The organism is Roseateles saccharophilus, assembly GCF_031458095.1.
Taxonomy (GTDB): domain Bacteria; phylum Pseudomonadota; class Gammaproteobacteria; order Burkholderiales; family Burkholderiaceae_C; genus Pelomonas; species Pelomonas saccharophila_A.
In genome coordinates this window covers 1,998,349-2,019,146 of the sequence record NZ_JAVDXU010000001.1, presented here as the reverse complement: position 1 = coordinate 2,019,146, position 20,798 = coordinate 1,998,349, and the positions used below count along the sequence as shown (strand labels likewise).

Sequence of the window (20,798 nt, the reverse complement as noted above, 5' to 3'; positions counted from 1 at the left end):
TGCTCACGCAGCCCCTTTTTGAATGCTTGATCAGTTGGGGACAGAGCAGCCGGGCGAGTACGCCCGTCAGGTCTGTCCCGCAATGTCTTACATATCCATGCCGCCCATGCCACCCATGCCGCCCATGCCACCCGGCATGCCGCCGCCGGCGGCTTCTTCCTTGGGAGCCTCGGCAACCATGCACTCGGTCGTCAGCATCAGCGACGCGACGGAGGCGGCGTTCTGCAGCGCGGTGCGGGTCACCTTGGTCGGGTCCAGGATGCCCATCTCGATCATGTCGCCATAGGTGTCGTTGGCGGCGTTGAAGCCGTAGTTGCCCTTGCCGGCCAGCACGGCGTTGACGACGACGGAGGCTTCGCCACCGGCGTTGTAGACGATCTCGCGCAGCGGGGCTTCGATGGCCTTCAGGACCAGCTTGATGCCGGCGTCCTGGTCGGCGTTGTCGCCCTTGATGGTGCCAGCGGCTTGCTTGGCGCGCAGCAGGGCCACGCCGCCACCGGCGACGATGCCTTCTTCAACGGCGGCACGGGTGGCGTGCAGCGCGTCTTCCACGCGGGCCTTCTTTTCCTTCATCTCGACTTCGGTGGCAGCACCGACCTTGATGACGGCCACGCCGCCGGCCAGCTTGGCCACGCGCTCTTGCAGCTTCTCGCGGTCGTAGTCGCTGGTGGCTTCCTCGATCTGGATGCGCACTTGCTTGACGCGGGCTTCGATGTCGCCAGCCGCACCGGCGCCGTCGATGATGGTGGTGTTTTCCTTGCCCACTTCGACGCGCTTGGCCTGGCCCAGGTCAGCCAGCGTGACCTTCTCGAGCGACAGACCGACTTCTTCGGCGATGACCTTGCCGCCCGTCAGGATGGCGATGTCTTCCAGCATGGCCTTGCGGCGGTCGCCGAAGCCCGGAGCCTTGACGGCGACAACCTTCAGGATGCCGCGGATGGTGTTGACCACCAGGGTCGCCAGGGCTTCGCCTTCGACTTCCTCGGCAATGATCAGCAGCGGACGGCCAGCCTTGGCGACGGCTTCCAGCGTGGGCAGCAGGTCGCGGATGTTGGACACCTTCTTGTCGTACAGCAGCACGAAGGGGTTGTCCAGGATGGCGGATTGCTTTTCCGGGTTGTTGATGAAGTAGGGCGACAGATAGCCGCGGTCGAACTGCATGCCTTCGACGACGTCCAGCTCGTTGTTCAGGCTCTTGCCGTCTTCGACGGTGATGACGCCTTCCTTGCCGACCTTGTCCATCGCGTTGGCGATGATCTGGCCGACGTCGGCATCGCTGTTGGCCGAGATGGTGCCGACCTGGGCGATTTCCTTGGAGGTCGTGGTGGCCTTGGAGGCGGCCTTGAGCTGCTCGACCAGGGCCGTGACGGCCTTGTCGATGCCGCGCTTCAGGTCCATCGGGTTCATGCCGGCGGCCACGTACTTCATGCCTTCGCGGACGATGGCCTGGGCCAGCACGGTGGCGGTGGTGGTGCCGTCACCGGCGTTGTCGCTGGTCTTGGAAGCAACTTCCTTGACCATCTGGGCGCCCATGTTCTGGAGCTTGTCCTTGAGCTCGATTTCCTTGGCCACGGACACGCCGTCCTTGGTCACGGTGGGGGCGCCGAAGGAGCGCTCGAGCACCACGTTGCGGCCCTTGGGGCCCAGGGTCACCTTGACCGCATTGGCCAGGATGTTCACGCCTTCAACCATGCGGGCACGGGCCTCGCCGCCAAAGATCACGTCTTTTGCTGCCATTTGATTCTCCGGATATCTAAATTGGGGTCAGAGTCGATTTGTTTGGTCGCAGATTACTTCTGCACGACAGCAAACAGATCCTCTTCGCGCATGACCAGCAGCTCGTCGCCGTCGACCTTGACGGTCTGGCCGGAGTACTTGCCGAACAGGACGCGGTCGCCGACGACCACGTTCAGGGCCACGAATTCGCCCTTGTCGTTGCGCTTGCCCGGGCCGACGGCCAGGACTTCACCTTGGTCAGGCTTCTCGGCGGCGTTGTCGGGGATGACGATGCCCGAGGCGGTCTTGGTTTCTTGCTCCAGACGGCGAACGATCACGCGATCGTGCAAGGGGCGCAGCTTCATGGAATCTCCTTGAGAGTTGGAACTGGAGCGGCCGCAATGCCGCGGCTCGCCGAAAAAACGGGGCCGCCAGATCAATACCGGTCGGCCCGATTCGTTAGCACTCGAATGTGTTGAGTGCTAGCAGACAGGCATTATAGGGACGGAGGATGGCGATTCAAGCCTTGCCGCAGCGTGGAATTCCTGCGGCCTGTCGCCGGGAGAGGCTTCGGAGGCCCGCCGGCCGTGGCGCGCGTCGCGTTTTGGGCGCGCCAATGAAAAACGACCGCCGCAGCGGTCGTTCTTGCAAGAGGTGCTGCCTTAGCGAGCGGCGCGGCGGCGGCTCCAGGCCAGGCCGCCCAGGGCGCCCAGGGCCAGCGCGATGCTGGCCGGCTCAGGCAGGTTGCCCGGCGTGGTCGCCGGCGTCGTGAAGCGCAGGTCGTCGAGCAGAATGGTCGTATCCACGGCGGTGAAGGTCACCGAACGGGCAACGCCCGTGAAGCTCAGCGTCATCGTCTGCGACCAGTTGCAGAACAGGAAGTCGCGGCAGGTGGTGCCCGTCAGGCCGGTGAGGCCGAGGCCGAGTTCTTGGCCGGCGGCGTCGAAGACGTGAACCTGCAGATTGGGGAAGGCCACGCTGCCGGAGTAGACGAAGGACATCGCGTCGATGAAACCGTCCGTCAGGCTCAGGGTCAGCGACTTGGCGGTGTTGGTGCTGGGCTTGGTCGGGTCCTGGACCAGCCACAGCGCGCCGCAGCTGTTCGGGCGGGTGAAGCTGACCTGGCCGAGCTGGCCACCGGGGTATTCGCAGTTGGCAGACGTGGCGCCCCAGGCGGAGCCCGTGACGTTGACGCCCTGGGCGGCGTAGCGCGTCGTCATCGGCGCGGATGTCTGCAGGTCTTCAAAGTCCAGGAAGACCGCGCCGGCCATGGCCGACTGCATGGTGGCCGTCAAGGCGAGTGCCAGAAGTTTGCTCATCGCGCGCATGGCGTTCTCCGTCCAGGGTTTGTTCGAGTTGGGTGTTGGCACGGACTGTAAACAAGCGTCTTCGCGCTGGGCTGTGTTGCGCCCCTTCAGTTGGGGGGGAGTGATGGACCTAGGGACCGCGCTTAGGGGGGCAGAAGTGCTATTTGGCCAGGTGCGAGGTCAGAAATCACCGCGGCCTCGGGGTCGTGGCGAAGGCCTTGGCTACACTGCCGGCGGTGGAAACCAAATGGCTTGAAGACTTCGTCAGCCTGGCCGAGACGCGCAGCTTCTCCCGCTCCGCCCAGCTGCGCCACGTGACCCAGCCGGCGTTCTCGCGCCGCATCCAGGCTCTGGAAGCCTGGGCTGGCGTCGACCTGGTGGACCGCTCGTCCTACCCGACCCGGCTGACGGCCGCCGGCGCCACCCTGCTGGCCCAGGCGGTCGAGCTGCTCGGCAATCTGCAGGCGACGCGCAATATGCTGCGCAGCCACCAGGCGGCCGACCAGGACATGATCGAGTTCGCCGTGCCGCACTCGCTGGCCTTCTCCTTCTTCCCGCACTGGCTGATGAGCCTGCGCCGCGGCTTCGGCGCCATCAAGTGCCGGCTCAACGCGGCCAATGTGCACGACGCCATGCTGCAGCTCAGCGAAGGCAATTGCGACCTGCTGCTGGTCTATCACCACGCCAGCCAGCCGCTGCAACTGGACCCCGAGCGCTACCAGATGGTGTCGCTGGGCCACGAGACGCTGTCGCCCTATGCCAAGGCCGACAGCCAGGGCGAGCCGATGTTCCGCCTGCCGGGCCGGCCGGGCCAGAAAATTCCTTTCCTCAGCTACGCGTCCGGCGCCTATCTCGGCCGCCTGGTCGAGCTCATCGTCAAGGAAGCCGACTGCGCGCTCAACCTGGACGCCATCTACGAGACCGACATGGCCGAAGGCCTGAAGGCCATGGCGCTGGAGGGCCACGGCTTCGCCTTCCTGCCCGCCAGCTCGGTGCAGAAGGAGCTGGCCAGCGGCCGCCTCGTGCCGGCCGCCGTGCCGGGGACCTTCAGCGTCAGCATGGAGCTGCGCATCTACCGCGAAAAGCCCGAGCTTTCGCGCCGGGTCAAACCAGCCTCCTTGGCTTTGTGGGACTATCTATCGTCCCAGGCATGAGCTCATCCGGCTTCGGCATGCATCGTGTAAACCCGTATTCGGGCTGAGCGTGCGGCGTGGTCTGCTCACGGCTGTTATCGATATCCACTTCCTGTTGCTGGAGTCTCCATGAAGAAAGTTCTGCTCGTCGCGGCCCTGTTTGCCGCCGCCACGGCTGTGCATGCCCAAGACACCCTGAAGAAGATCAAGGACAGCGGCGTCATCACCATGGGTGTGCGCGAATCCTCGGGCCTGTCCTACACCATCGGTGACGGCAAATACGTCGGCTATCACATCGACGTCTGCGAGCACGTCGTGGCCGACCTTCGCAAGCAGCTGGGCAGCAAGATCGAGGTCAAGTACCAGCCGGTCACGTCGGCCAACCGCATCCCTCTGACGGTCAATGGCACGGTCGACCTGGAGTGCGGCTCGACGACCAACAACGCCGCCCGCCAGAAGGACGTCGCCTTCGCCGTGACGACCTATGTCGAGGAAGTGCGCATCGCCGTGAAGGCGAATTCCGGCATCACGGCGATCAACCAGCTCAACGGCAAGACCGTCGCCACGACGACGGGCACGACGTCGGTGCAGACCCTGCGCAAGCATGAGCGCGCCACGGGCGTTGACTTCAAGGAAGTCTTCGGCAAGGACCACGCCGACAGCTTCCTGCTGCTGGACTCCGGCCGTGCCGACGCCTTCGTCATGGACGGCTCCATCCTGGCCAAGAACATCGCCACGTCCAAGAACCCGGCCGACTTCAAGATCGTCGGCGAAGTGCTGTCGGTCGAGCCCATCGCCATCATGATGCGCAAGGACGACCCGGCCTTCAAGACGGCCGTCGACAACAGCATCAAGGCCATGATGAAGTCGGGCGAGCTGGCCAAGCTCTACGACAAGTGGTTCATGCAGCCCATCCCGCCGACCAACACCAAGATCGGCCTGCCGCTGTCGGCTGCCACCAAGGATGCCTGGGCCAACCCCAACGACAAGCCGATGGAAGACTACGCCGCGAAGAAGTGATTCGCGCGTTGTCCTGAACCACCGCAAAGCGGGTGCCTGGCACCCGCTTTGCTTTAGATAGAAGGCTTGAGGAGAGGGCCATGAGTTGGGATTGGCAGTTCTACTGCAATGACACCGCCACCGGAGAGGCGGTCGCCGGCTGCTTCGGCCCCGGCGGCAAGGAGCAGACCTATCTGCAATGGATGTTGAATGCCTGGGGCTGGACGCTGAGCGTCTCGCTGCTGGCGCTGCTGCTGGCGCTGGTCGTGGGCTCGCTGATCGGCATCATCCGCACGGCGCCCAACAAATGGCTGGCGCGCTTTGGCGAGGCGTGGACGGAGTTGTTCCGCAACATCCCGTTGTTGGTGCAGGTCTTCCTCTGGTACCACGTGCTGCCGTCGCTGTTCCCGTCGCTGCGCGAGGCGCTGCCGCCCTCCGTCCTCGTCGTCTTCGCCCTCGGCTTCTTCACCAGCGCGCGTATCGGCGAGCAGGTCAAGGCCGGCATCAAGACCTTGCCGACCGGTCAGCGCTATGCAGGCCTGGCGATGGGCCTGACGCTGCCGCAGACCTACCGCCACGTGCTGCTGCCCATGGCCTTTCGCATCGTCATCCCGCCGCTGACGAGCGAGAGCATGAACATCGTCAAGAACTCGGCCGTGGCCTTCGCGGTCAGCATCCCCGAGCTGGCTCAGTTCGCCCAGCAGGCTTCCGAAGAGACGTCCCATTTCGAGGAGATCTTCATCCCCGTCACGGCGCTGTATTTCGTCTCGGCCTTCGCGATCAACCGCATCGCCAAGTTCATCGAGGCCCGGGTGCGCATCCCTGGCCAGTCGGGAGGCAAGTGATGCTGAATCTCGACTATTCCTTCCTGAACTGGGCCGTCATCCAGAGCTTTGTCGCCAAGGGCTTCTGGTTCTCCCTCCAGCTGACCTTCGTCGCCATGGTGGGCGGCATCATCCTGGGCACGCTGCTCGCGATGATGCGCCTGTCCAGCCACAAGTGGCTGTCGGCGCCGGCGGCCTTCTATGTCGACACCCTGCGCTCCATCCCGCTGGTGATGGTGATCCTGTGGTTCTTCCTGCTCATCCCCAAGCTGCTGGGGCCGCTGGGCGGGCAGATGTCGGCCTTCATCACCTTCACGCTGTTCGAGGCGACCTACTACTCCGAGATCATGCGGGCCGGCATCCAGTCGGTGTCGCGCGGCCAGGTCAATGCCGGCTATGCCATGGGCATGACCTACGGCCAGACCATGAAGCTGGTCGTGCTGCCCCAGGCCTTCCGCAACATGCTGCCGGTGCTGCTGACACAGACCATCATCCTGTTCCAGGACACGTCCCTGGTCTATGCGGTCGGCGAGTACGACCTGCTGAAGGGCTTCGAGGTTGCGGGCAAGAACTTCAACCGCCCGGTCGAGACCTATCTCGTCGCCGCCGTCGTCTATTTCGTCATCTGCTACGGCCTGTCGACCCTGGTCCGCCGTCTGCAGAAGAAGATCGCCATCATTCGCTGAGTTGAGTCCGCCATGATCGACATCAAGAACATCTCCAAGTGGTACGGCAGCTTCCAGGTGCTGACCGATTGCACGACGTCCATCAAGAAGGGGGAGGTCGTCGTCGTCTGTGGCCCCTCGGGCTCGGGCAAGTCGACGCTGATCAAGACGGTCAATGCGCTGGAGCCCTTTCAGAAGGGCGACATCGTCGTCGACGGCATCTCCATCGCCAATCCCAAGACCAACCTGCCCAAGCTGCGTTCCCGCGTCGGCATGGTGTTCCAGCATTTCGAGCTGTTTCCCCATCTGTCGGTGACCGAGAACCTGACCATCGCCCAGATCAAGGTGCTGGGCCGCTCGGCGGAGGACGCCAAGGTGCGCGGCCTGAAGATGCTGGACCGCGTCGGCCTGTCCGCGCACAAGGACAAGTTCCCCGGCCAGCTCTCCGGCGGCCAGCAGCAGCGCGTGGCCATTGCGCGCGCGCTGTCGATGGACCCTATCGTCATGCTGTTCGACGAGCCCACGTCGGCGCTGGACCCCGAGATGGTGGGCGAAGTGCTGGACGTGATGGTGCAGCTGGCCCAGGAGGGCATGACCATGATGTGCGTGACCCACGAGATGGGCTTCGCCAAGCGCGTCAGCAACCGCGTCATCTTCATGGACGCCGGCAAGATCATCGAGGACTGCAGCAGCAGTGACTTCTTCAACAAGCCCGACGAGCGCTCGCCGCGCGCCAAGGACTTCCTCGCCAAGATTCTTCAGCACTGAGGCCGGACCGAGCACAGCGCCTGCGCGCTGTGCGACGCCTGCCGAAGGACGTCGCGCCTGCAAGCGCGGCGGCATGACAAGGAGCGCGCCATGAGCAGCGTCGGTACGGGATGGAAGGAAGTCATCGCGGCCGACGAGGCCGCCCGCCATGCCGAGGCGGCGAAGATGATGGCCGCGATGCAGAAGCGCAAGGACGAGCGCTTCGGCAGTGGCCGCGCCCTGCACCGCAAGCCCCTGGCCGCCGTGCGCGGCAAATTGCGCGTGCTGGACGACCTGCCCGAGCATGCCCGCCATGGCCTCTTCGCCACGCCCGGCGTGCATGAGGTCTGGGTGCGCCTGTCCAACGGCGCCATGGACAAGCAGAGCAACCGCCGGCCCGACATCCGCGGCTTCGCGATGCGCGTCTTCGGTGTCGAGGGCGAAGCGGCCCTGGGCGGCCGCACCGATCACCAGGACATCTCGTTGATCAACCAGGTGGCCTTTGCCTTTCCCGACAGCCGCCACTTCTTCGGCCTTGTGGAAGCCGCCGGCCGCAGCCCGGGCGCCGTCATCGGCTGGATGTTCAAGACCTTCGGCCTCATCGGCGGCTTCAAGCAGCTCAAGCGCCTGGCCGCGACGGCCGGCAAACCCTTCACGGGTTTTGCGACCGAGGCCTTTGCCAGCACCCTGCCCATCAGCTGCGGGCCTGCCGCCGTCAAGGTCCGCCTGCTGCCGCCGGCCGGGCTGAAGCCGCGCGCCGAGGTCAATGGCGACTGGGCCGGCGATCTCACGGCCCAGGCCGCCGCCGGGCCGCTGAAGTACCGGTTGCAACTGCAGTTCTTCGTCGACGAGGCGCGCACGCCGCTGGAGGACGCGTCCGTCGAATGGCCCGAGTCGGTCGCGCCTTTCGTCGACGTGGCCGAGCTGGTGCTGGAGGCGCCGTCGACCGACGTGGACTTCATCGCCCGCGTCGAGGCCGGTGTCTTCGACCCCTGGCAGGCCCTGGCCGCTCACCGGCCCCTGGGCGAGGTCATGCGTGCCCGCAAGGCCGCCTATTTCAGCAGCCAGCAGGTGCGCGGCGCGGTTTAAGCCTTGCGCCGCGCCACCTCGACGGCGGCGGTGTCATACATGCCGACAAAGCGCGCCACCTTGCCGTCGCGCACGCTGAACAGATGCACCCAGGGCGTCTCGAACACGCCTTGGCCGGGTTTGGCGCGCGTGCGCTCCCAGCCCAGCACGGTGACGTGGTCGGCGCCGGCGAAGAACTCGCGCGGCTCGAAGGCCTGGATGTCGTCGAACTCGGCCACCAGGCCGAACCAGCGCAGCAGCGCTTGCTGGCCCTGGAACTGGCCGATATAGGGCAGGTCGATGCTGCCCAGCATGGTCCAGTCGACATCGTTGGTGCACAGGCCGAGCAGGCCCTCCACGTCGCCGCGGCCAAAGGCGGCGTACATGGACTGGACGACTTGGGTCGGGGTGGTGGTCATGGCGGTCTCCGTGGGGAAGTAACCGCCTTTACGCGGCCCGGTCCGTGCCGGATGCGTCATCCCGGTTGTCAGACCGCGCTTTGCCACCTGCGGGCCGAGGCGGGACTGGACGAGGGGCTTCGCCTTACAGGAACATGCCGCCCGAGGCCTCGACGCGCTGGCCGGTGATCCAGCCCGCGCCCGGCCGCATCAGGGCTGCCGCGGCGCCGCCGATGTCCTCGGCCTCGCCGACCCGGCCCAGGGCCGTGACCGAGGCGACGAAGCGGTTCAGCTCGACGTTGTCGCGCACCGCGCCGCCGCCGAAGTCGGTGGCGATGGCGCCTGGCGCCAGCGTGTTGACGCGGATGCCGCGTGCGGCCAGCTCCTTGGCCTGGTAGCGGCTCAGCACCTCGACCGCGCCCTTCATGGCCGCATAGGCGCCGTAGCCCGGGATGGTGAAGCGGGCCAGGCCACTGGAGATGTTCAGGATGCTGGCGCCGTCGGCCAGCAGGGGCAGCAGGGCCTGGGTCAGGAAAAAGGGCCCCTTGAGGTGGATGTTCAGCAGCATGTCGAACTGGGCCGGCGTCGTCTCGGCAAAGCTGGCGTGGGCGCCGGCGCCGGCGTTGTTGACTAGGCCGTCGAGACGGCTGGCGCCCCAGGCGGCCAAGCCAGATTTCACGCGCTCGACGAAGGCCGGGAAGCCGGCGGTGTCGGCGACGTCCAGCGGCAGGGCCAGGGCGCGCTGTCCCAGGGCCTGGATCTGGCCGACGACGGCCTCAGCCTTGGCGGCGGCGTCGCGGTAGGTCAGCACGATGTCGTGGCCGTCGCGGGCTAGGGCCAGGGCCATCTGGGCGCCCAGGCCGCGGCTGCCGCCGGTGATCAGGGTGACGGGGGTGGAAGTCATGGTTCTCTCCGTGGTGGGTGGACGAAGAGAATTTATTGTTCTTTGATGGATGGATAAAGTTCGATAAATTGAAATGACAGTGCTCCGAATGTCGCCCAATCTCGATCTGAATGCGCTGCGAGTCTTTCTGCAGGTGGCTGAGTTGGCCCATTTCAGCCGCGCGGCGGACGAGCTCGGCCTGCCCAAGGGCCGGGTCAGCCAGGTGGTGCGCGGGCTGGAGGCCCAGCTCGGCACGCGGCTTTTCCTGCGCACGACGCGGCGCGTCAGCCTGACCTCGGACGGCGAGCTGCTCGCCGAGCGCGCCCGCTCATTGCTGGCCGACGCGGGCGAGATCGAGGCGCTGTTCCAGCAGGACCAGCAGCTCGGCGGCCGGCTGCGCGTCGACCTGCCGGTGCGCCTGGCCCTGGACGTCGTACTGCCGGCCCTGCCGACCTTCCTCGCCGAGCATCCGGGCCTGCAGGTCGAATTGAGCTGCACGGACCGTCGCGTGGACCTGGTGGAGGAGGGCTTTGACTGCGTGTTGCGCGTCGGCGCCGTGCACGATCCCATGCTGGTGGCCAAGCCGGTCGGGCAGCTGGCGATGATGAACGTCGCCAGCCCGGCCTATCTGGCCCGGCGCGGCACGCCGGCCACGCCGGAAGACCTCGTCACCCAGGGCCACGAACTGGTGCACTACAGCCAGACCTGGGCCGACCGCCGGCCGCGCTTTGACTGGGTGGACGCCGAGGGCCGCACGCGCAGCCTCAGCCTGCCGGCGCGCGTCGCCGTCAACCACACGGACGCCTACGAGGTCGCGGCGCTGAACGGCATGGGCATCGCCCAGGCGCCCTGCGTGGGCATGCGGACGGCGGTGGCGGACGGACGTCTCGTGCGCCTGTTGCAGGGCTACGAACCCGCGCCCATGCCGGTGCAGCTCGTCATGAGCCAGCGCCGTCACACACCGCGGCGAGTGCGCGTCTTCATGGACTGGCTGACCGGCCTGCTGGCCGGCCACCTTGAAGAAGCCGACTAGAGCTTGACCGGGCCGTCGATGGCCGTGCCGCCCACCGCTTCCTTGGCCTGCTGCTGGCGCACGCGATCCAGATAGGTCTCCGAGCGGGCCAGCTGCTCCTGGATGAGCTTGTTGTTGGTGCCCATGGTCTCGATGGCCTTGCTGCGGAAGTTGTCCATCGCGTCCATGGCCTGGAAGGTCTGGTCGAACATGGACTGGATCTGCTGGATGCCCAGCATGGGGTTGGCCGAGAACTCGGCCGTCGCGTCGACATGCTGGTTCAGCGCCGTGCCGGTCTGGTTGATCAGATCGCCGATGGTCTTGTTGACGCCTTGCAGCATCTGCATGACCTCGATCTGGTTGCCGGTGGCGCGGGCCACGGTCTGGGCCACGGCCAGGGCGCTCATGCCGGTGGTAGCGACGCGGTCGCAGCCGATCATCATTTCGCGGCCGGTTTTCTTGAGCACGTCCAGGGCCAGATAGCCGTTCACGCAGACGGCCTGCTGCGTCTGGATGTCGGCCAGGTTCTGGCGGGCATAGAACAGCACCTCCTGCTCCAGGGCCTTGGCCTTCATCGGGTCGGTCGCCTGCAGCTGCTGCACGCGCGTGGCCAGGCGCTCGTCCAGCACGCGGGCGAAGCGCGCGGCGCCGGCGAGCTTCTGCATCGCGTCCCACAGCTTGGCGCGCGTGCCTTCGATGTCGATGACGTCCTTCTGGATGTCGTCCTTGGCGGCATAGAGCTGGGTCATGGCCGTCTGCAGCTGCGAGCTGGCGGACTGAAAGCGCCGGAAATAGGCCTCCAGTTTGTTGCCGAAGGGGATGATGCCCAGCAGCTTGCGCGGCTGCAGCAGGTCGCCGTCCTTGCCGGGGTTGAGCTCGTCGAGCTGGCCGCGGATGGCGGCAATGGCCTTGAAGGCCGGCGTGTCCGTCGCGCCGACGAAGTTGCGCTGCATCAGGCTGCCCTGCATCAGGCCGGCGGCGACGCTGATCTCCTGGCGGCCGAGCTGGAAGGCGCTGTCCAGCTTGGCCTTGAAGGGTTCGCTGTGCAGGTCTTCCTTCTCCAGCGCCTCGATGAAGCGCTGCACCTGTTCGTCGACCTTGTCGGCCACCTCGGCCTTCAGCGGCACGGCCTCGACGGCCTGGACCGGCTGCACCGGCGTGATGACTTCGGGCGGCGTCAACGTGAACGAGGGGGTGGCGGTCGCGGTGGTCGTCGTGTTCATGCGATGTCCTTGTGGCCGAACTTCTGGTTCAGGAATTCACTGTGGCGCAGGAAGGCCTGGGCGTCCTGCGAGGCGAGGTCGTCGCCGAGCTGCTCGACCTTGGTCTCCAGCTCGGCCAGCACGCCCTCGAAGGTGGTCTGGGCCGTCTTGCCGTTGGCCAGCAGCTTGGTGGTGGCGAACTGGGGCGGGATGCTGAGGTAGGTGTTCAGCGCCTGGGGCAGATAGCTGATGGCGATATGGCGCGCATGGAAGGTCTCCTGCAGGCTCAAGCTGCCCTTGCTGCGCTCCCATTGGTCGAGCAGGCCTTCCAGGCGCTGGCAGAGCTGCTTGATGCGCTGGGCCAGCGGCGCCGGGATGCGGCCGCCCGGGTTGTGCTCGGTCAGGCCACGCACGCCGGCCAGGGCCCGGCCCATGGCCTCGCGGGCGTCGCCCTCGTCCTCGAACTTCAGCGCCTCCCAGGCGTCTTCCCTGGTGCTGGGCCAGCCCCACCACAGTGCCCCGGCCACCAGGCCGACGCCATAGCCCAGGGCCGCCAGCCCCAGGGCCCAGCCGCCCAGAAAGCCCAGGGCCTTCAACACCAGCACGCCGGTCGCCGCCAGCAGCCCGGTCCAGTTGGCCGGCGCGTTCAGCCATCTCAGCAGTCCGCCGATCATGCGGCCCCCACGGCGCTTTGCGCCTGCCCCCCGAGGGGGCGCTCGTCACTTCGGAACGGCCGTGCGTGACTCATTGATAGGCCCGGATGTCCTTGAACACCGCATACAGCGGCGTCTTGCGTGCATCGAAGACACGGCCGCCGGTGATCTCCACCAGCGCCTTCAGGTCGCCCGCGTCGGCCTCGCCGAACAGCACCATGAAGACGGGGATGCCGCGCACGTCCTCGGGCAGCTGCTCATAGGCGCGCTTGAAGTCATCCAGGCGCCGGCCCATATTGCTCTTGCCGTCGGTGAAGGCAACGACCGAGTATTGGTACTCGGGGTGGCGCTTGCGCTCCTCCAGCATGTGCTGCAGGCCAGCCAGCACCGCGTCGTAGAGGGCCGTGCCGCCGGCCATCTTCAGCTCATCGGCGGCATCGCGCACACGCTTGAGCTCATTCAGCTTGGCCTCGGTGTCGGCCTGGGGCAGCACGCCTTTGGCCACCTTGCTGCCGGCGGGGATCTCGAAGGCGACGGGGTCGCGCGGGCGGTCGCTGAAGGGCAGGAACCACAGGCGCTCGCGGTTGGTCAGCTTGGCGACGCGGCCCGTCAGCGAGGCATCGGCGCCGGCCAGGTAGTGGATGGCCTCGACGAGCTGCTCGCGGCGCTTGCCCTGCATGCTGCCGCTGGTGTCCAGCACGAAGGTGCTGGCGATGGGCTTGCGGAACTCGTTCAGATAGGCGTCGATGAGGCCGTCGGCCAGCTGGCGGTCGGGCGAGAAGGGCAGCTCGACCTGGAAGCCGCGCGCCGGCAGGACGTCGGCCACCTGGGCGGCCAGCTCGGACTTGATGGGCCGGCGCAGCGTCTGCTTGGCCAGCCAGAGCTGGGCGCTGTCGCTCTTCAGATAGTCCACCACCTTCTGGTAATCGGCGCGGCGGGCGTCGTTGAGCAGCATGAAGGGGTAGTCGGCCGTGGCCACGCCCTCGAAGGGGTAGATCAGATGCAGGGGCTCGCGCAGCTTGCCGCTGGCGTTCAGCGTCAGCAGCCAGCTCTCGTAGTTGATGAAGGCGTTGGCCCGCGTGCCCTGCTGCTTGATGAACTGGTCGGCGAGATAAGTCGAGTTGTCACCGACTATTTTGTAGCCCTTCAAGAAGTCGGCAATCGCGCCGCGGTCCACGTCGGCGGCACTCAGCGCTTCGCCCTTGCCGCCGGCGGCGGCGACGACGCCGAGCAGGGCCATGAAGCCCTGGTTGCTGGTGGCCGGGTTGGACAGGGCGTATTGCAGCTTGCCGGCCTTGGCCGCGCGGGTGATGTCGGCCCAAGTGAGCTTGGCGTCGGGCTTGTCCCAGCCGTTCTTCGTGGCGTCGCTCTTGCTGACGCCCACGACAAGAGGCGACAGCATGATCTTTTCCTGCAGCTTGACCTTGCGCTGGCCGGCCGCGTCGCTGAGCAGGTATTTGGCATTGGCGAACCAGGCCGCGTCGGCCTGCGATCCGCTCAGCACCTCCTGGGTGCTCTCCATGGTGCCGCCGAAACGGAATTGCACGTCCACGCCAGTGGCCTGGCGGATCTGGGCGGCCAGGGGCTCGATGTCCTTCAGATCGCTGGTGGCCAGCACCTGCAGCGTCGCGCCGGTGGCGGCGGGCGGCGGCGCGGTGGGCACGGGGGCTTCGTCGGGCTTCTTGCCGCAGGCGGCCAGCAGCGTGAAGCTCAACAGCAAGAAGGCACGGCGCATCACTGGTTCATCTCCCGGCTGACGATGTCGATCATTTCAAACATCAGATCGAAGCCCGGCGGGTCGATGACCTGGTTGAGCTTCACGTCCACGGCCAGGCCGGCCGTCTTGGCGGCCTCGGCGAAGGCGGCCGTGTCGCCGGTGCGGAAACCCTGCTCCAGGGCCACGGCCTGCAGCGTCTTGTTGGTGGACAGCAGTTCGGCCAGCTGCTTGCCGCGCTCGTTCAGCGCCACCAGCACCCATTTGTTGACGATGGTGGGCTGGGGATACATCAGCACCATCTCGGGCCGGACGCCGCCTTTTTGCGCCTGGGCCACCATCTGGGCCTCGTAGATGAAGGTCAGCGGCGTCTTGCCCATGCCGATGGCGAGGTAGTCGTCGAAGGCGCCGTTGACGTAGTTCTCCTGGAAGCCCTGGCGCTTGAACAGTTCGGCCAGTTGCGTCGCGTACTTCTGCGCCGCCGTGCGGTCGGCGACGACGTCGCCGTTCAGCGCGGCGCTCGTCAGGGCCAGATACATGGCCGCGGAGTTGCTGCGGCGGATGTCGGTCGTGCTGACCAGCACGCTGCGCGACACCGCGTAGTCGCCGCTGCCCTTGAGGTCGCGCCAGCGCTGCTTGGCCAGCATGGCTTGCGTGAGCTTCTCCATGTCCAGGCTGTAGACCTTGGGTGCCTGGGCCTTGGCCATGCCGTTGGCGGCCAGGATCTTGGCGACCGGCTCCCAGGACGCGACGACCAGCGGCGTGTGGAAGGGCGAGGTCTGGGTGGCCGTTTTGCCGGCCTTGCGGGCGGCATCGGCAATCATGTTGGCGGCGACGACGCCGCTGGCGATGAAGAAGTCGGGCTGGTCGGCCGCGCCTATCTTGGCCGCCATGTCGCGGCTGCCGACGCGGGCCACCTGCACCGGCAGCTTGGCGCCGCCCAACACCTTGGCGACGCGCTCGTCCTTGAAGAAGGCCTCCACATCGACGGCGATCAGCCCCTTGAGCGGCTCGGCGCTCGCTATTGCCGCCTGTTCCTGCGCGATCTGCTTGTGCTCCTCGTTGCTGCGCAATGCAAAGAAGAGGGCGCCGCCAAAGGCTGCCAACAGGACCAGGGTGCCGACCAGGCGTTTCGCGTTGTTCATGATGGGAGGAAGCTGTCTCCTTTTTTCGATCAGGTGCGGAGTGTGACTGAAGCCGAAGACAGCGCGGAAGCGACAATCCGGTTTTATGACCCAAGCGCCCTTACAGCTCACTATCACCCGCCCTGACGACTGGCACTTGCACCTGCGCGACGAGGCGGCCCTGGCCAGCGTGCTGCCCTACACGGCGCGCCAGTTTGCCCGCGCCATCGTCATGCCCAATCTGCGCCCGCCCGTCACGACGGCCGCCCAGGCCGTGGCCTACCGCGAGCGCATCCTGGCCGCCTTGCCCGAAGGCCTGGACTTTGAGCCGCTGATGACGATGTATCTGACGGACAACACCCCGCCGGACGAGATCAAGCGGGCCAAGGACGCCGGCGTCGTCGCCCTCAAGCTCTACCCGGCCGGCGCCACGACCAACAGCGACGCCGGCGTGACCGACCTGCGCAAGACCTACAAGACCCTGGAAGCCATGCAGCGCGAGGGCCTGCTCTTCCTGGTGCATGGCGAGGTGACGGACGGCGACATCGATGTCTTCGACCGCGAGGCCGTGTTCGTGGAGCGCGTCATGAAACCGCTGCGCGCCGCCATGCCCGAGCTCAAGGTCGTGTTCGAGCACATCACGACCCAGGAAGCGGCCCAGTACGTGACCGAGAGCGACCGCTTCACGGCCGCCACCATCACGCCCCAGCATCTGCTCTACAACCGCAACGCCATCTTCACCGGTGGCCTGCGCCCGCACTACTACTGCCTGCCGGTGCTCAAGCGTGAGGAGCACCGCCAGGCCCTGCTGAAGGCCGCGGGCTCGGGCCTGCCGAAGTTCTTCCTCGGTACCGACAGCGCCCCGCATGTCGCCCAGCTGAAGGAGAACTCGGTCTGCGGCGCCGGCTGTTTCACGGCCATCTCGGCGCTGGAACTGTATGCCGAGGCCTTCGAAGCCATCGGCGCCCTGGACAAGCTCGACGCCTTTGCCGGCCACCATGGCCCCGACTTCTACGGCCTGCCGCGCAACACCGGCACCGTCACGTTGAAGCGCGAGCCCTGGACGCTGCCGAGTGCCGTGCCCTTCGGCGAAGCCCAGCTGAAGCCCCTGCGCGGCGGCGAGACCCTCAATTGGAAACTGATCGCATGACGACCAAGAAAGTCGCCTTCCTCGTCGACTTCGACAACGTCGCCACCGACGTCATCGAACAGGCCCTGCAGATGTGCTTCAAGGACTACGAGGCCGTCCACATCCGCCGCGCCTATTGCAATGCCGAGCAGGCCCACCACCAACAGGCCTTCATGAAGCGCCTGGGCCTGCGCGCCATCGTCAACCTGGCCATCGGCAAGAACTCCACCGACATCGCCCTGGCCGTCGACGCCATGGACATCGCCATCACCGAGCAGCCCGACGTCATCGTGCTGGTGTCGTCGGACAGCGACTTCGCGCCCCTGGTGCTGAGGCTGCGCGAGAAGGGCGCCTGGCTGCGCGGCTTCGGCCAGTACGGCAAGACGGGCGACGGCGTCATCCAGATCTACGACCAGTTCAACGAGCTGGCGCACGACAGCGGCCGCTCGGCGCCCAAGCCGGCTGCCAAGCCCGCCAGGCCCGCCAAGAAGGTTGCCGCGGCCAAACCGACTGCGAAGAAGGCCGCGCCGGCCAAGGCCGCTGAGCCCGCACCGAAACCCACCCCGGCTCCCGCACCCAAGGCGGCACCGGTGCCAGCGCCGGTCGACGCCCATGTGGCGGCGGCCAAGGAGATCAACGCCGTGCTGGCCCTGCTGCCCAAGCTGGCCGATGGCCAGTGGCATGACCTCGGCACCGCCGCCAAGGCGCTGAAGGATGCCGGCCTTTTGCCGAAGTCCGCGCCGGCCACCAAGCTGTTCCGCAAGCACCCGCAGGCCTTCCAGCTGCAGCCGGAAAAGACGCCCAACCAGGTCCGCTTCGGCCACGGATGATCCCGAGTCCTTCACGGGCCTTGCGTGCTGACGAACGGCTGCTGCACGCAAAGCGGCTAGCATCGACGGCCTCCACGGGAGGTCTCGTTTGCTGAAGTCCTGTCTGAAGTCCCTGCTGGGTGCGGCTCTCGCCGGCCTGGCCATCGCCGCCGGCGCGCAATCGCCGCCACCCGCGCCCGTCGCCGCCCCCAACCCGCAGCAACCCCAGGCCCAGCAGCCGCCCACCGTGTCGGCCAGCGCCCGGCGCCTGTACGAGCGCAGCAAGGGCCAGCTGCTGCAGATCCGCACCCTGCTGAAGACCCAGGACAGCCAGGCCTCGGTCGGCTCGGGCTTCCTGGTCAGCAACGACGGCCATATCGTCACCAACTACCACGTCATCAGCCAGTTCGCGCTCGAGCCCGACAGCTACCGTCTGCGCTATGCGACCACCGATGGCCAGGGCGGGGCGCTGGAGCTGCTGGACTTCGATGCGCGCCGCGACCTGGCCCTGCTGCGCGCTGTCGATGACGGCAAAGGTGGGGGGCTCAAGGGCCGCGGCGCCCTGGGTTTCCGCCCGCAGAACCAGCCCCTGGCCAAGGGCGAGCGCATCTACTCCATGGGCAATCCGCACGACGTGGCATTTGCCGTCGTCGAGGGCAATTACAACGGCCTGGTGGAGCGCAGCTTCGACCCGCTGATCTATTACGCCGGCGGCATCAACCCCGGCATGAGCGGCGGCCCGGTGCTGGACGAGGACGGCTTGGTGGTTGGTGTGAACGTGTCGACGCTGCTGTTCGCCCAGCAGGTCAGCTTCCTGGTGCCCGGCGAGTTTGCCGAGAGCCTGGTCAAGCGCAGCCTCGCCGCCAAGCCCATCCGCAGCGCGGCCTGGGGCCGGCTGCGCGACCAGCTGACGCGCTACCAGGACGAACTCGTCACCCGCTTCCTGGCGGCGCCCTGGGAGAGCGCCAACCACGACCGCTACCGCCTGCCCGTGCCCAAGCAGGATTTCATGCGGTGCTGGGGCCGCGGCACCTCGGCCGACACCAAGGGCCTGGACTTCGAGCGTTCGCAATGCCGCATGGACCATGCCCTCTTCGTCAGCGGCAATCTGCAGACCGGCTGGTTGGACATGTCCCACGAGGCCTATGACGGCGCCAAGCTGGGTGCCTTGCGCTTTGCGCGCCAGTACTCGGGCAGCTTTCGTAATGAGCGCCTGGGTGCCGCCGACAAGTCGCGCACAGCCCCCTACTGCAAGGAGCAGTTCGTCGACCGCGACGGCCTGCCGCTGCGCGCCGTCGTCTGCCTGCGCGCCTACCGCAAGCTGGACGGCCTGCACGACCTCAGCATCCTCGTGACGACGGTGGACTCGCCCACCGAAGGCGCCCTGGGCCGCTTCGACGCCCGCGGTGTCAGCTTCGACAACGCGCTCAAGCTGGCGGCGCATTACCTGGAGGGCTTCGCGTGGACGAACAGCAGCAAGACCAAGTGATGCCGACGCCTCCCGTGGCGGCGCCGGCCGCTGCCGTCGTCGAGCTGCTGGGCCGCGACGGCCGCGCCGCCGTGGTGCAGCGCGTGACGCATTGGCCGGTGCGTATCGGCCGCTCGCCGGCCTGCGACATCGTGCTGGACGACGGCCACATCGCTGCCGAGCATGCCGAACTGCAGCTCACGCCTGAGGGCGGCGTGCGCCTGCGGCTGCTGGACAGCCGCAATGGCGGCGCCGTCGCCGGCCAGCGCCTGGCCGCCGGCGAAGAAGCCACCCTGCCTGAAGGCGGCGCCTTCCAGCTCGCCACCTGCTCGCTGCGCCTGCGCACCAGCGCCGATGCACTGGCGCCCGAGCAGTTGATGATCGTGCACCCGGTGCGGCACTGGGCCCTGCTGCCCCTGCTGCTGCTGTCCATGCTGTTCTTCCAGTGGCTGGACCGCTGGAGCGCCGTCGACCCCGATTCGCGCTGGATCGACTACGCCTCGCCGCTGCTGGGCCCCTTGGCCTTCGTGCTGGCCTGGGCCGGACTGTGGTCGCTGGCCAGTCAGCTCTTCCAGCACCGCTTCCCCTTCACGACGCATCTGCGCCGCGCCCTGCTCGTGCTGGTCGCCCTGCAGGTCCTGGAATGGGTGCTGCCGGCCATCGCCTATGCCTTCTCCTGGCCGCGGCTGATGGTCGTCGAGTCGCTGGCGACGCCGGTGGCCGGCGCCTTCCTGATCGCCTGGCATGCCCGCCTCGTCTGGCCGGGCGCGCGGCGCATCTTGAACGGCGGCATCGCCGCCCTGCTCGTGCTGGGCCTGGGCCTGCAGGTGGGTAGCCGCCAGGAACAGCAATACGTCTTCGGCCCGCCCTATCTGGCCAGCCTGCCGCCGCCGGCCCTGCGCCTGGTGGCGCCGCAGCCCCCCGAGACCCTCATCGAATCCCTGAAGCCGCTGAAGGCCGACCTGGCCAAGCAGGCGCGCAAGGACAACGAGGGCGCCGTCGACGACGACACCGGCGGCGAGTGATCAGCCCGCCGGCAGGAAACCGTCGACCGACAGATAGCGTTCGCCGGTGTCGTAGTTGAAGCCCAGCACCCGGGCGCCTGCCGGCAGCTCGGGCAGCTTCTGAGCGATGGCCGCCAGCGTCGCGCCGCTGGAGATGCCGACCAGCAGGCCTTCCTCGCGCGCGCAGCGGCGGGCGTATTCGCGCGCTGCCTCAGCCTCGACCTGGATGACGCCGTCCAGCAGGGCGGTGTCCAGCACCGCCGGGATGAAGCCGGCGCCAATGCCCTGAATGGGATGGGGGCTGGGCTGGCCGCCGCTGATGACGGGCGAGGCGCTGGGCTCGACGGCATAGACCCTGAGCTGGGGCCAGGCGGTCTTGAGCACCTGGGCGCAGCCGGTGATGTGGCCGCCGGTGCCGACGCCGGTGATCAGCGCGTCCAGTCCGTCGGGGAAGTCCTTCAGGATCTCCTGGGCCGTCGCCTTCACGTGGATGGCCGGATTGGCGGCATTCTCGAACTGCTGCGGCATCCAGGAGCCGGGATGCTGCTCCAGCAGCTCGCGGGCGCGGGCGATGGCGCCCTTCATGCCCTTTTCGCGCGGGGTCAGGTCAAAGGCGGCGCCATAGGCCAGCATCAGGCGGCGGCGCTCGACGCTCATGCTGTCGGGCATGACGAGGATGAGCTTGTAGCCCTTGACGGCGGCCACCATGGCCAGGCCGACGCCGGTATTGCCCGAGGTGGGCTCGATGATGGTGCCGCCGGGCTTGAGCAGGCCGCGGCCTTCCGCGTCCTCGATCATGGACAGGGCGATGCGGTCCTTGATGGAGCCACCGGGGTTGCTGCGCTCGGACTTGACCCAGACTTCGGCGCCGCTGAACAGGCGCTGCAGACGGATATGCGGCGTGTTGCCGATGGTGTCGAGGATGCTGGCGGCTTTCATCGCG

Annotated in this window: 21 protein-coding genes; 11 read left to right on the top strand and 10 right to left on the bottom strand. The window is 67.1% G+C overall.

Annotated features, from left to right (window positions below; all coding sequences use genetic code 11):
• Positions 1-87 precede the first annotated feature (87 nt).
• The 3 genes from groL to J2X20_RS09340 form a co-directional block, all read right to left on the bottom strand.
• On the bottom strand, positions 88-1,737 hold the full coding sequence (gene groL, locus J2X20_RS09350; RefSeq protein WP_310263677.1) for a chaperonin GroEL: 1,650 nt from the start codon (positions 1,735-1,737) through the stop codon (positions 88-90).
• Positions 1,738-1,790: 53 nt separating this feature from the next.
• Complete coding sequence (locus J2X20_RS09345) at positions 1,791-2,081, bottom strand: co-chaperone GroES (protein WP_056202831.1); 291 nt, start codon at positions 2,079-2,081, stop codon at positions 1,791-1,793.
• A gap of 297 nt (positions 2,082-2,378) precedes the next feature.
• On the bottom strand, positions 2,379-3,035 hold the full coding sequence (locus J2X20_RS09340) for a hypothetical protein (protein ID WP_310263674.1): 657 nt from the start codon (positions 3,033-3,035) through the stop codon (positions 2,379-2,381).
• A 224-nt stretch (positions 3,036-3,259) separates the two neighbouring features.
• On the opposite strand from J2X20_RS09340, the gene J2X20_RS09335 reads away from it, so the two are divergent.
• The 6 genes from J2X20_RS09335 to J2X20_RS09310 all read left to right on the top strand — a co-directional run bounded on the left by J2X20_RS09335 (position 3,260) and on the right by J2X20_RS09310 (position 8,480).
• The gene (locus tag J2X20_RS09335; RefSeq protein WP_310263672.1) at positions 3,260-4,177 is read left to right on the top strand and encodes a LysR substrate-binding domain-containing protein; all 918 of its coding nucleotides are present in this window, start codon (positions 3,260-3,262) and stop codon (positions 4,175-4,177) included.
• Between the two features lie 108 nt (positions 4,178-4,285).
• Positions 4,286-5,176 carry an amino acid ABC transporter substrate-binding protein gene (locus tag J2X20_RS09330; RefSeq protein WP_310263669.1) on the top strand — a complete coding sequence of 297 codons (891 nt, stop codon included), beginning with the start codon at positions 4,286-4,288 and terminating at the stop codon, positions 5,174-5,176.
• An 80-nt stretch (positions 5,177-5,256) separates the two neighbouring features.
• Positions 5,257-6,000: an amino acid ABC transporter permease gene (locus J2X20_RS09325; RefSeq protein ID WP_310263667.1), complete on the top strand. Its 744-nt coding sequence runs from the start codon at positions 5,257-5,259 to the stop codon at positions 5,998-6,000.
• Positions 6,000-6,665, top strand: a complete 666-nt coding sequence (locus tag J2X20_RS09320; protein ID WP_310263665.1) for an amino acid ABC transporter permease — start codon at positions 6,000-6,002, stop codon at positions 6,663-6,665. The genes J2X20_RS09325 and J2X20_RS09320 overlap by 1 nt, the downstream gene beginning before the upstream one ends.
• Positions 6,666-6,677: 12 nt before the next feature.
• A complete protein-coding gene (locus tag J2X20_RS09315; RefSeq protein WP_310263663.1) occupies positions 6,678-7,412 on the top strand; it encodes an amino acid ABC transporter ATP-binding protein in 735 nt (244 codons plus the stop codon).
• A gap of 90 nt (positions 7,413-7,502) precedes the next feature.
• On the top strand, positions 7,503-8,480 hold the full coding sequence (locus tag J2X20_RS09310; RefSeq protein WP_310263661.1) for a catalase family protein: 978 nt from the start codon (positions 7,503-7,505) through the stop codon (positions 8,478-8,480).
• On the opposite strand, the gene J2X20_RS09305 is transcribed toward J2X20_RS09310, so the two are convergent.
• Together J2X20_RS09305 and J2X20_RS09300 are read right to left on the bottom strand one after the other, a co-directional pair.
• Positions 8,477-8,878: a nuclear transport factor 2 family protein gene (locus J2X20_RS09305; RefSeq protein ID WP_310263659.1), complete on the bottom strand. Its 402-nt coding sequence runs from the start codon at positions 8,876-8,878 to the stop codon at positions 8,477-8,479. The genes J2X20_RS09310 and J2X20_RS09305 overlap by 4 nt on opposite strands.
• Before the next feature lie 124 nt (positions 8,879-9,002).
• A complete protein-coding gene (locus J2X20_RS09300; protein WP_310263656.1) occupies positions 9,003-9,761 on the bottom strand; it encodes an SDR family NAD(P)-dependent oxidoreductase in 759 nt (252 codons plus the stop codon).
• A gap of 73 nt (positions 9,762-9,834) precedes the next feature.
• Here J2X20_RS09300 and J2X20_RS09295 point away from each other — a divergent pair, with 73 nt between their 5' ends.
• Positions 9,835-10,773: a LysR family transcriptional regulator gene (locus J2X20_RS09295; protein ID WP_310263655.1), complete on the top strand. Its 939-nt coding sequence runs from the start codon at positions 9,835-9,837 to the stop codon at positions 10,771-10,773.
• On the opposite strand, the gene J2X20_RS09290 is transcribed toward J2X20_RS09295, so the two are convergent.
• The 4 genes from J2X20_RS09290 to J2X20_RS09275 form a co-directional block, all read right to left on the bottom strand.
• The gene (locus J2X20_RS09290) at positions 10,770-11,975 is read right to left on the bottom strand and encodes a toxic anion resistance protein (protein ID WP_310263653.1); all 1,206 of its coding nucleotides are present in this window, start codon (positions 11,973-11,975) and stop codon (positions 10,770-10,772) included. The genes J2X20_RS09295 and J2X20_RS09290 overlap by 4 nt on opposite strands.
• The gene (locus J2X20_RS09285; protein ID WP_310263651.1) at positions 11,972-12,628 is read right to left on the bottom strand and encodes a hypothetical protein; all 657 of its coding nucleotides are present in this window, start codon (positions 12,626-12,628) and stop codon (positions 11,972-11,974) included. The genes J2X20_RS09290 and J2X20_RS09285 overlap by 4 nt, the downstream gene beginning before the upstream one ends.
• A gap of 70 nt (positions 12,629-12,698) precedes the next feature.
• Positions 12,699-14,342, bottom strand: coding sequence for a substrate-binding and vWA domain-containing protein (locus tag J2X20_RS09280; RefSeq protein WP_310263649.1), 1,644 nt, complete (start codon positions 14,340-14,342; stop codon positions 12,699-12,701).
• Positions 14,342-15,466, bottom strand: a complete 1,125-nt coding sequence (locus tag J2X20_RS09275; protein ID WP_310263648.1) for a hypothetical protein — start codon at positions 15,464-15,466, stop codon at positions 14,342-14,344. The genes J2X20_RS09280 and J2X20_RS09275 overlap by 1 nt, the downstream gene beginning before the upstream one ends.
• An 85-nt stretch (positions 15,467-15,551) precedes the next feature.
• On the opposite strand from J2X20_RS09275, the gene pyrC reads away from it, so the two are divergent.
• From pyrC to J2X20_RS09255, 4 genes are all read left to right on the top strand, one after another.
• Positions 15,552-16,595, top strand: a complete 1,044-nt coding sequence (gene pyrC, locus J2X20_RS09270) for a dihydroorotase (RefSeq protein ID WP_310263646.1) — start codon at positions 15,552-15,554, stop codon at positions 16,593-16,595.
• Positions 16,592-17,404 carry an NYN domain-containing protein gene (locus J2X20_RS09265; RefSeq protein ID WP_310263643.1) on the top strand — a complete coding sequence of 271 codons (813 nt, stop codon included), beginning with the start codon at positions 16,592-16,594 and terminating at the stop codon, positions 17,402-17,404. The genes pyrC and J2X20_RS09265 overlap by 4 nt, the downstream gene beginning before the upstream one ends.
• Before the next feature lie 88 nt (positions 17,405-17,492).
• Positions 17,493-18,872, top strand: coding sequence for a S1 family peptidase (locus tag J2X20_RS09260; protein ID WP_310263641.1), 1,380 nt, complete (start codon positions 17,493-17,495; stop codon positions 18,870-18,872).
• Positions 18,872-19,876: an FHA domain-containing protein gene (locus tag J2X20_RS09255; RefSeq protein WP_310263639.1), complete on the top strand. Its 1,005-nt coding sequence runs from the start codon at positions 18,872-18,874 to the stop codon at positions 19,874-19,876. Before J2X20_RS09260 ends, J2X20_RS09255 begins: the two co-directional genes overlap by 1 nt.
• Here the strand turns inward: J2X20_RS09255 and cysK are convergent, their stop codons facing one another.
• Positions 19,877-20,794, bottom strand: coding sequence for a cysteine synthase A (cysK, locus tag J2X20_RS09250; RefSeq protein ID WP_310263637.1), 918 nt, complete (start codon positions 20,792-20,794; stop codon positions 19,877-19,879). It lies immediately after the preceding gene.
• Between the last annotated feature and the right edge of the window lie 4 nt (positions 20,795-20,798).

What these genes read in the sequence shown, in the direction of transcription:
- groL (WP_310263677.1), bottom strand. Translation starts at nt 1,737, where the DNA reads ATGGCAGCAAAAGACGTGATCTTTGGCGGCGAGGCCCGTGCCCGCATG.
- J2X20_RS09345 (WP_056202831.1), bottom strand. Translation starts at nt 2,081, where the DNA reads ATGAAGCTGCGCCCCTTGCACGATCGCGTGATCGTTCGCCGTCTGGAG.
- J2X20_RS09340 (WP_310263674.1), bottom strand. Translation starts at nt 3,035, where the DNA reads ATGAGCAAACTTCTGGCACTCGCCTTGACGGCCACCATGCAGTCGGCC.
- J2X20_RS09330 (WP_310263669.1), top strand. Translation starts at nt 4,286, where the DNA reads ATGAAGAAAGTTCTGCTCGTCGCGGCCCTGTTTGCCGCCGCCACGGCT.
- J2X20_RS09325 (WP_310263667.1), top strand. Translation starts at nt 5,257, where the DNA reads ATGAGTTGGGATTGGCAGTTCTACTGCAATGACACCGCCACCGGAGAG.
- J2X20_RS09320 (WP_310263665.1), top strand. Translation starts at nt 6,000, where the DNA reads ATGCTGAATCTCGACTATTCCTTCCTGAACTGGGCCGTCATCCAGAGC.
- J2X20_RS09315 (WP_310263663.1), top strand. Translation starts at nt 6,678, where the DNA reads ATGATCGACATCAAGAACATCTCCAAGTGGTACGGCAGCTTCCAGGTG.
- J2X20_RS09310 (WP_310263661.1), top strand. Translation starts at nt 7,503, where the DNA reads ATGAGCAGCGTCGGTACGGGATGGAAGGAAGTCATCGCGGCCGACGAG.
- J2X20_RS09305 (WP_310263659.1), bottom strand. Translation starts at nt 8,878, where the DNA reads ATGACCACCACCCCGACCCAAGTCGTCCAGTCCATGTACGCCGCCTTT.
- J2X20_RS09300 (WP_310263656.1), bottom strand. Translation starts at nt 9,761, where the DNA reads ATGACTTCCACCCCCGTCACCCTGATCACCGGCGGCAGCCGCGGCCTG.
- J2X20_RS09295 (WP_310263655.1), top strand. Translation starts at nt 9,835, where the DNA reads ATGACAGTGCTCCGAATGTCGCCCAATCTCGATCTGAATGCGCTGCGA.
- J2X20_RS09290 (WP_310263653.1), bottom strand. Translation starts at nt 11,975, where the DNA reads ATGAACACGACGACCACCGCGACCGCCACCCCCTCGTTCACGTTGACG.
- J2X20_RS09285 (WP_310263651.1), bottom strand. Translation starts at nt 12,628, where the DNA reads ATGATCGGCGGACTGCTGAGATGGCTGAACGCGCCGGCCAACTGGACC.
- J2X20_RS09280 (WP_310263649.1), bottom strand. Translation starts at nt 14,342, where the DNA reads ATGCGCCGTGCCTTCTTGCTGTTGAGCTTCACGCTGCTGGCCGCCTGC.
- J2X20_RS09275 (WP_310263648.1), bottom strand. Translation starts at nt 15,466, where the DNA reads ATGAACAACGCGAAACGCCTGGTCGGCACCCTGGTCCTGTTGGCAGCC.
- pyrC (WP_310263646.1), top strand. Translation starts at nt 15,552, where the DNA reads ATGACCCAAGCGCCCTTACAGCTCACTATCACCCGCCCTGACGACTGG.
- J2X20_RS09265 (WP_310263643.1), top strand. Translation starts at nt 16,592, where the DNA reads ATGACGACCAAGAAAGTCGCCTTCCTCGTCGACTTCGACAACGTCGCC.
- J2X20_RS09255 (WP_310263639.1), top strand. Translation starts at nt 18,872, where the DNA reads ATGCCGACGCCTCCCGTGGCGGCGCCGGCCGCTGCCGTCGTCGAGCTG.
- cysK (WP_310263637.1), bottom strand. Translation starts at nt 20,794, where the DNA reads ATGAAAGCCGCCAGCATCCTCGACACCATCGGCAACACGCCGCATATC.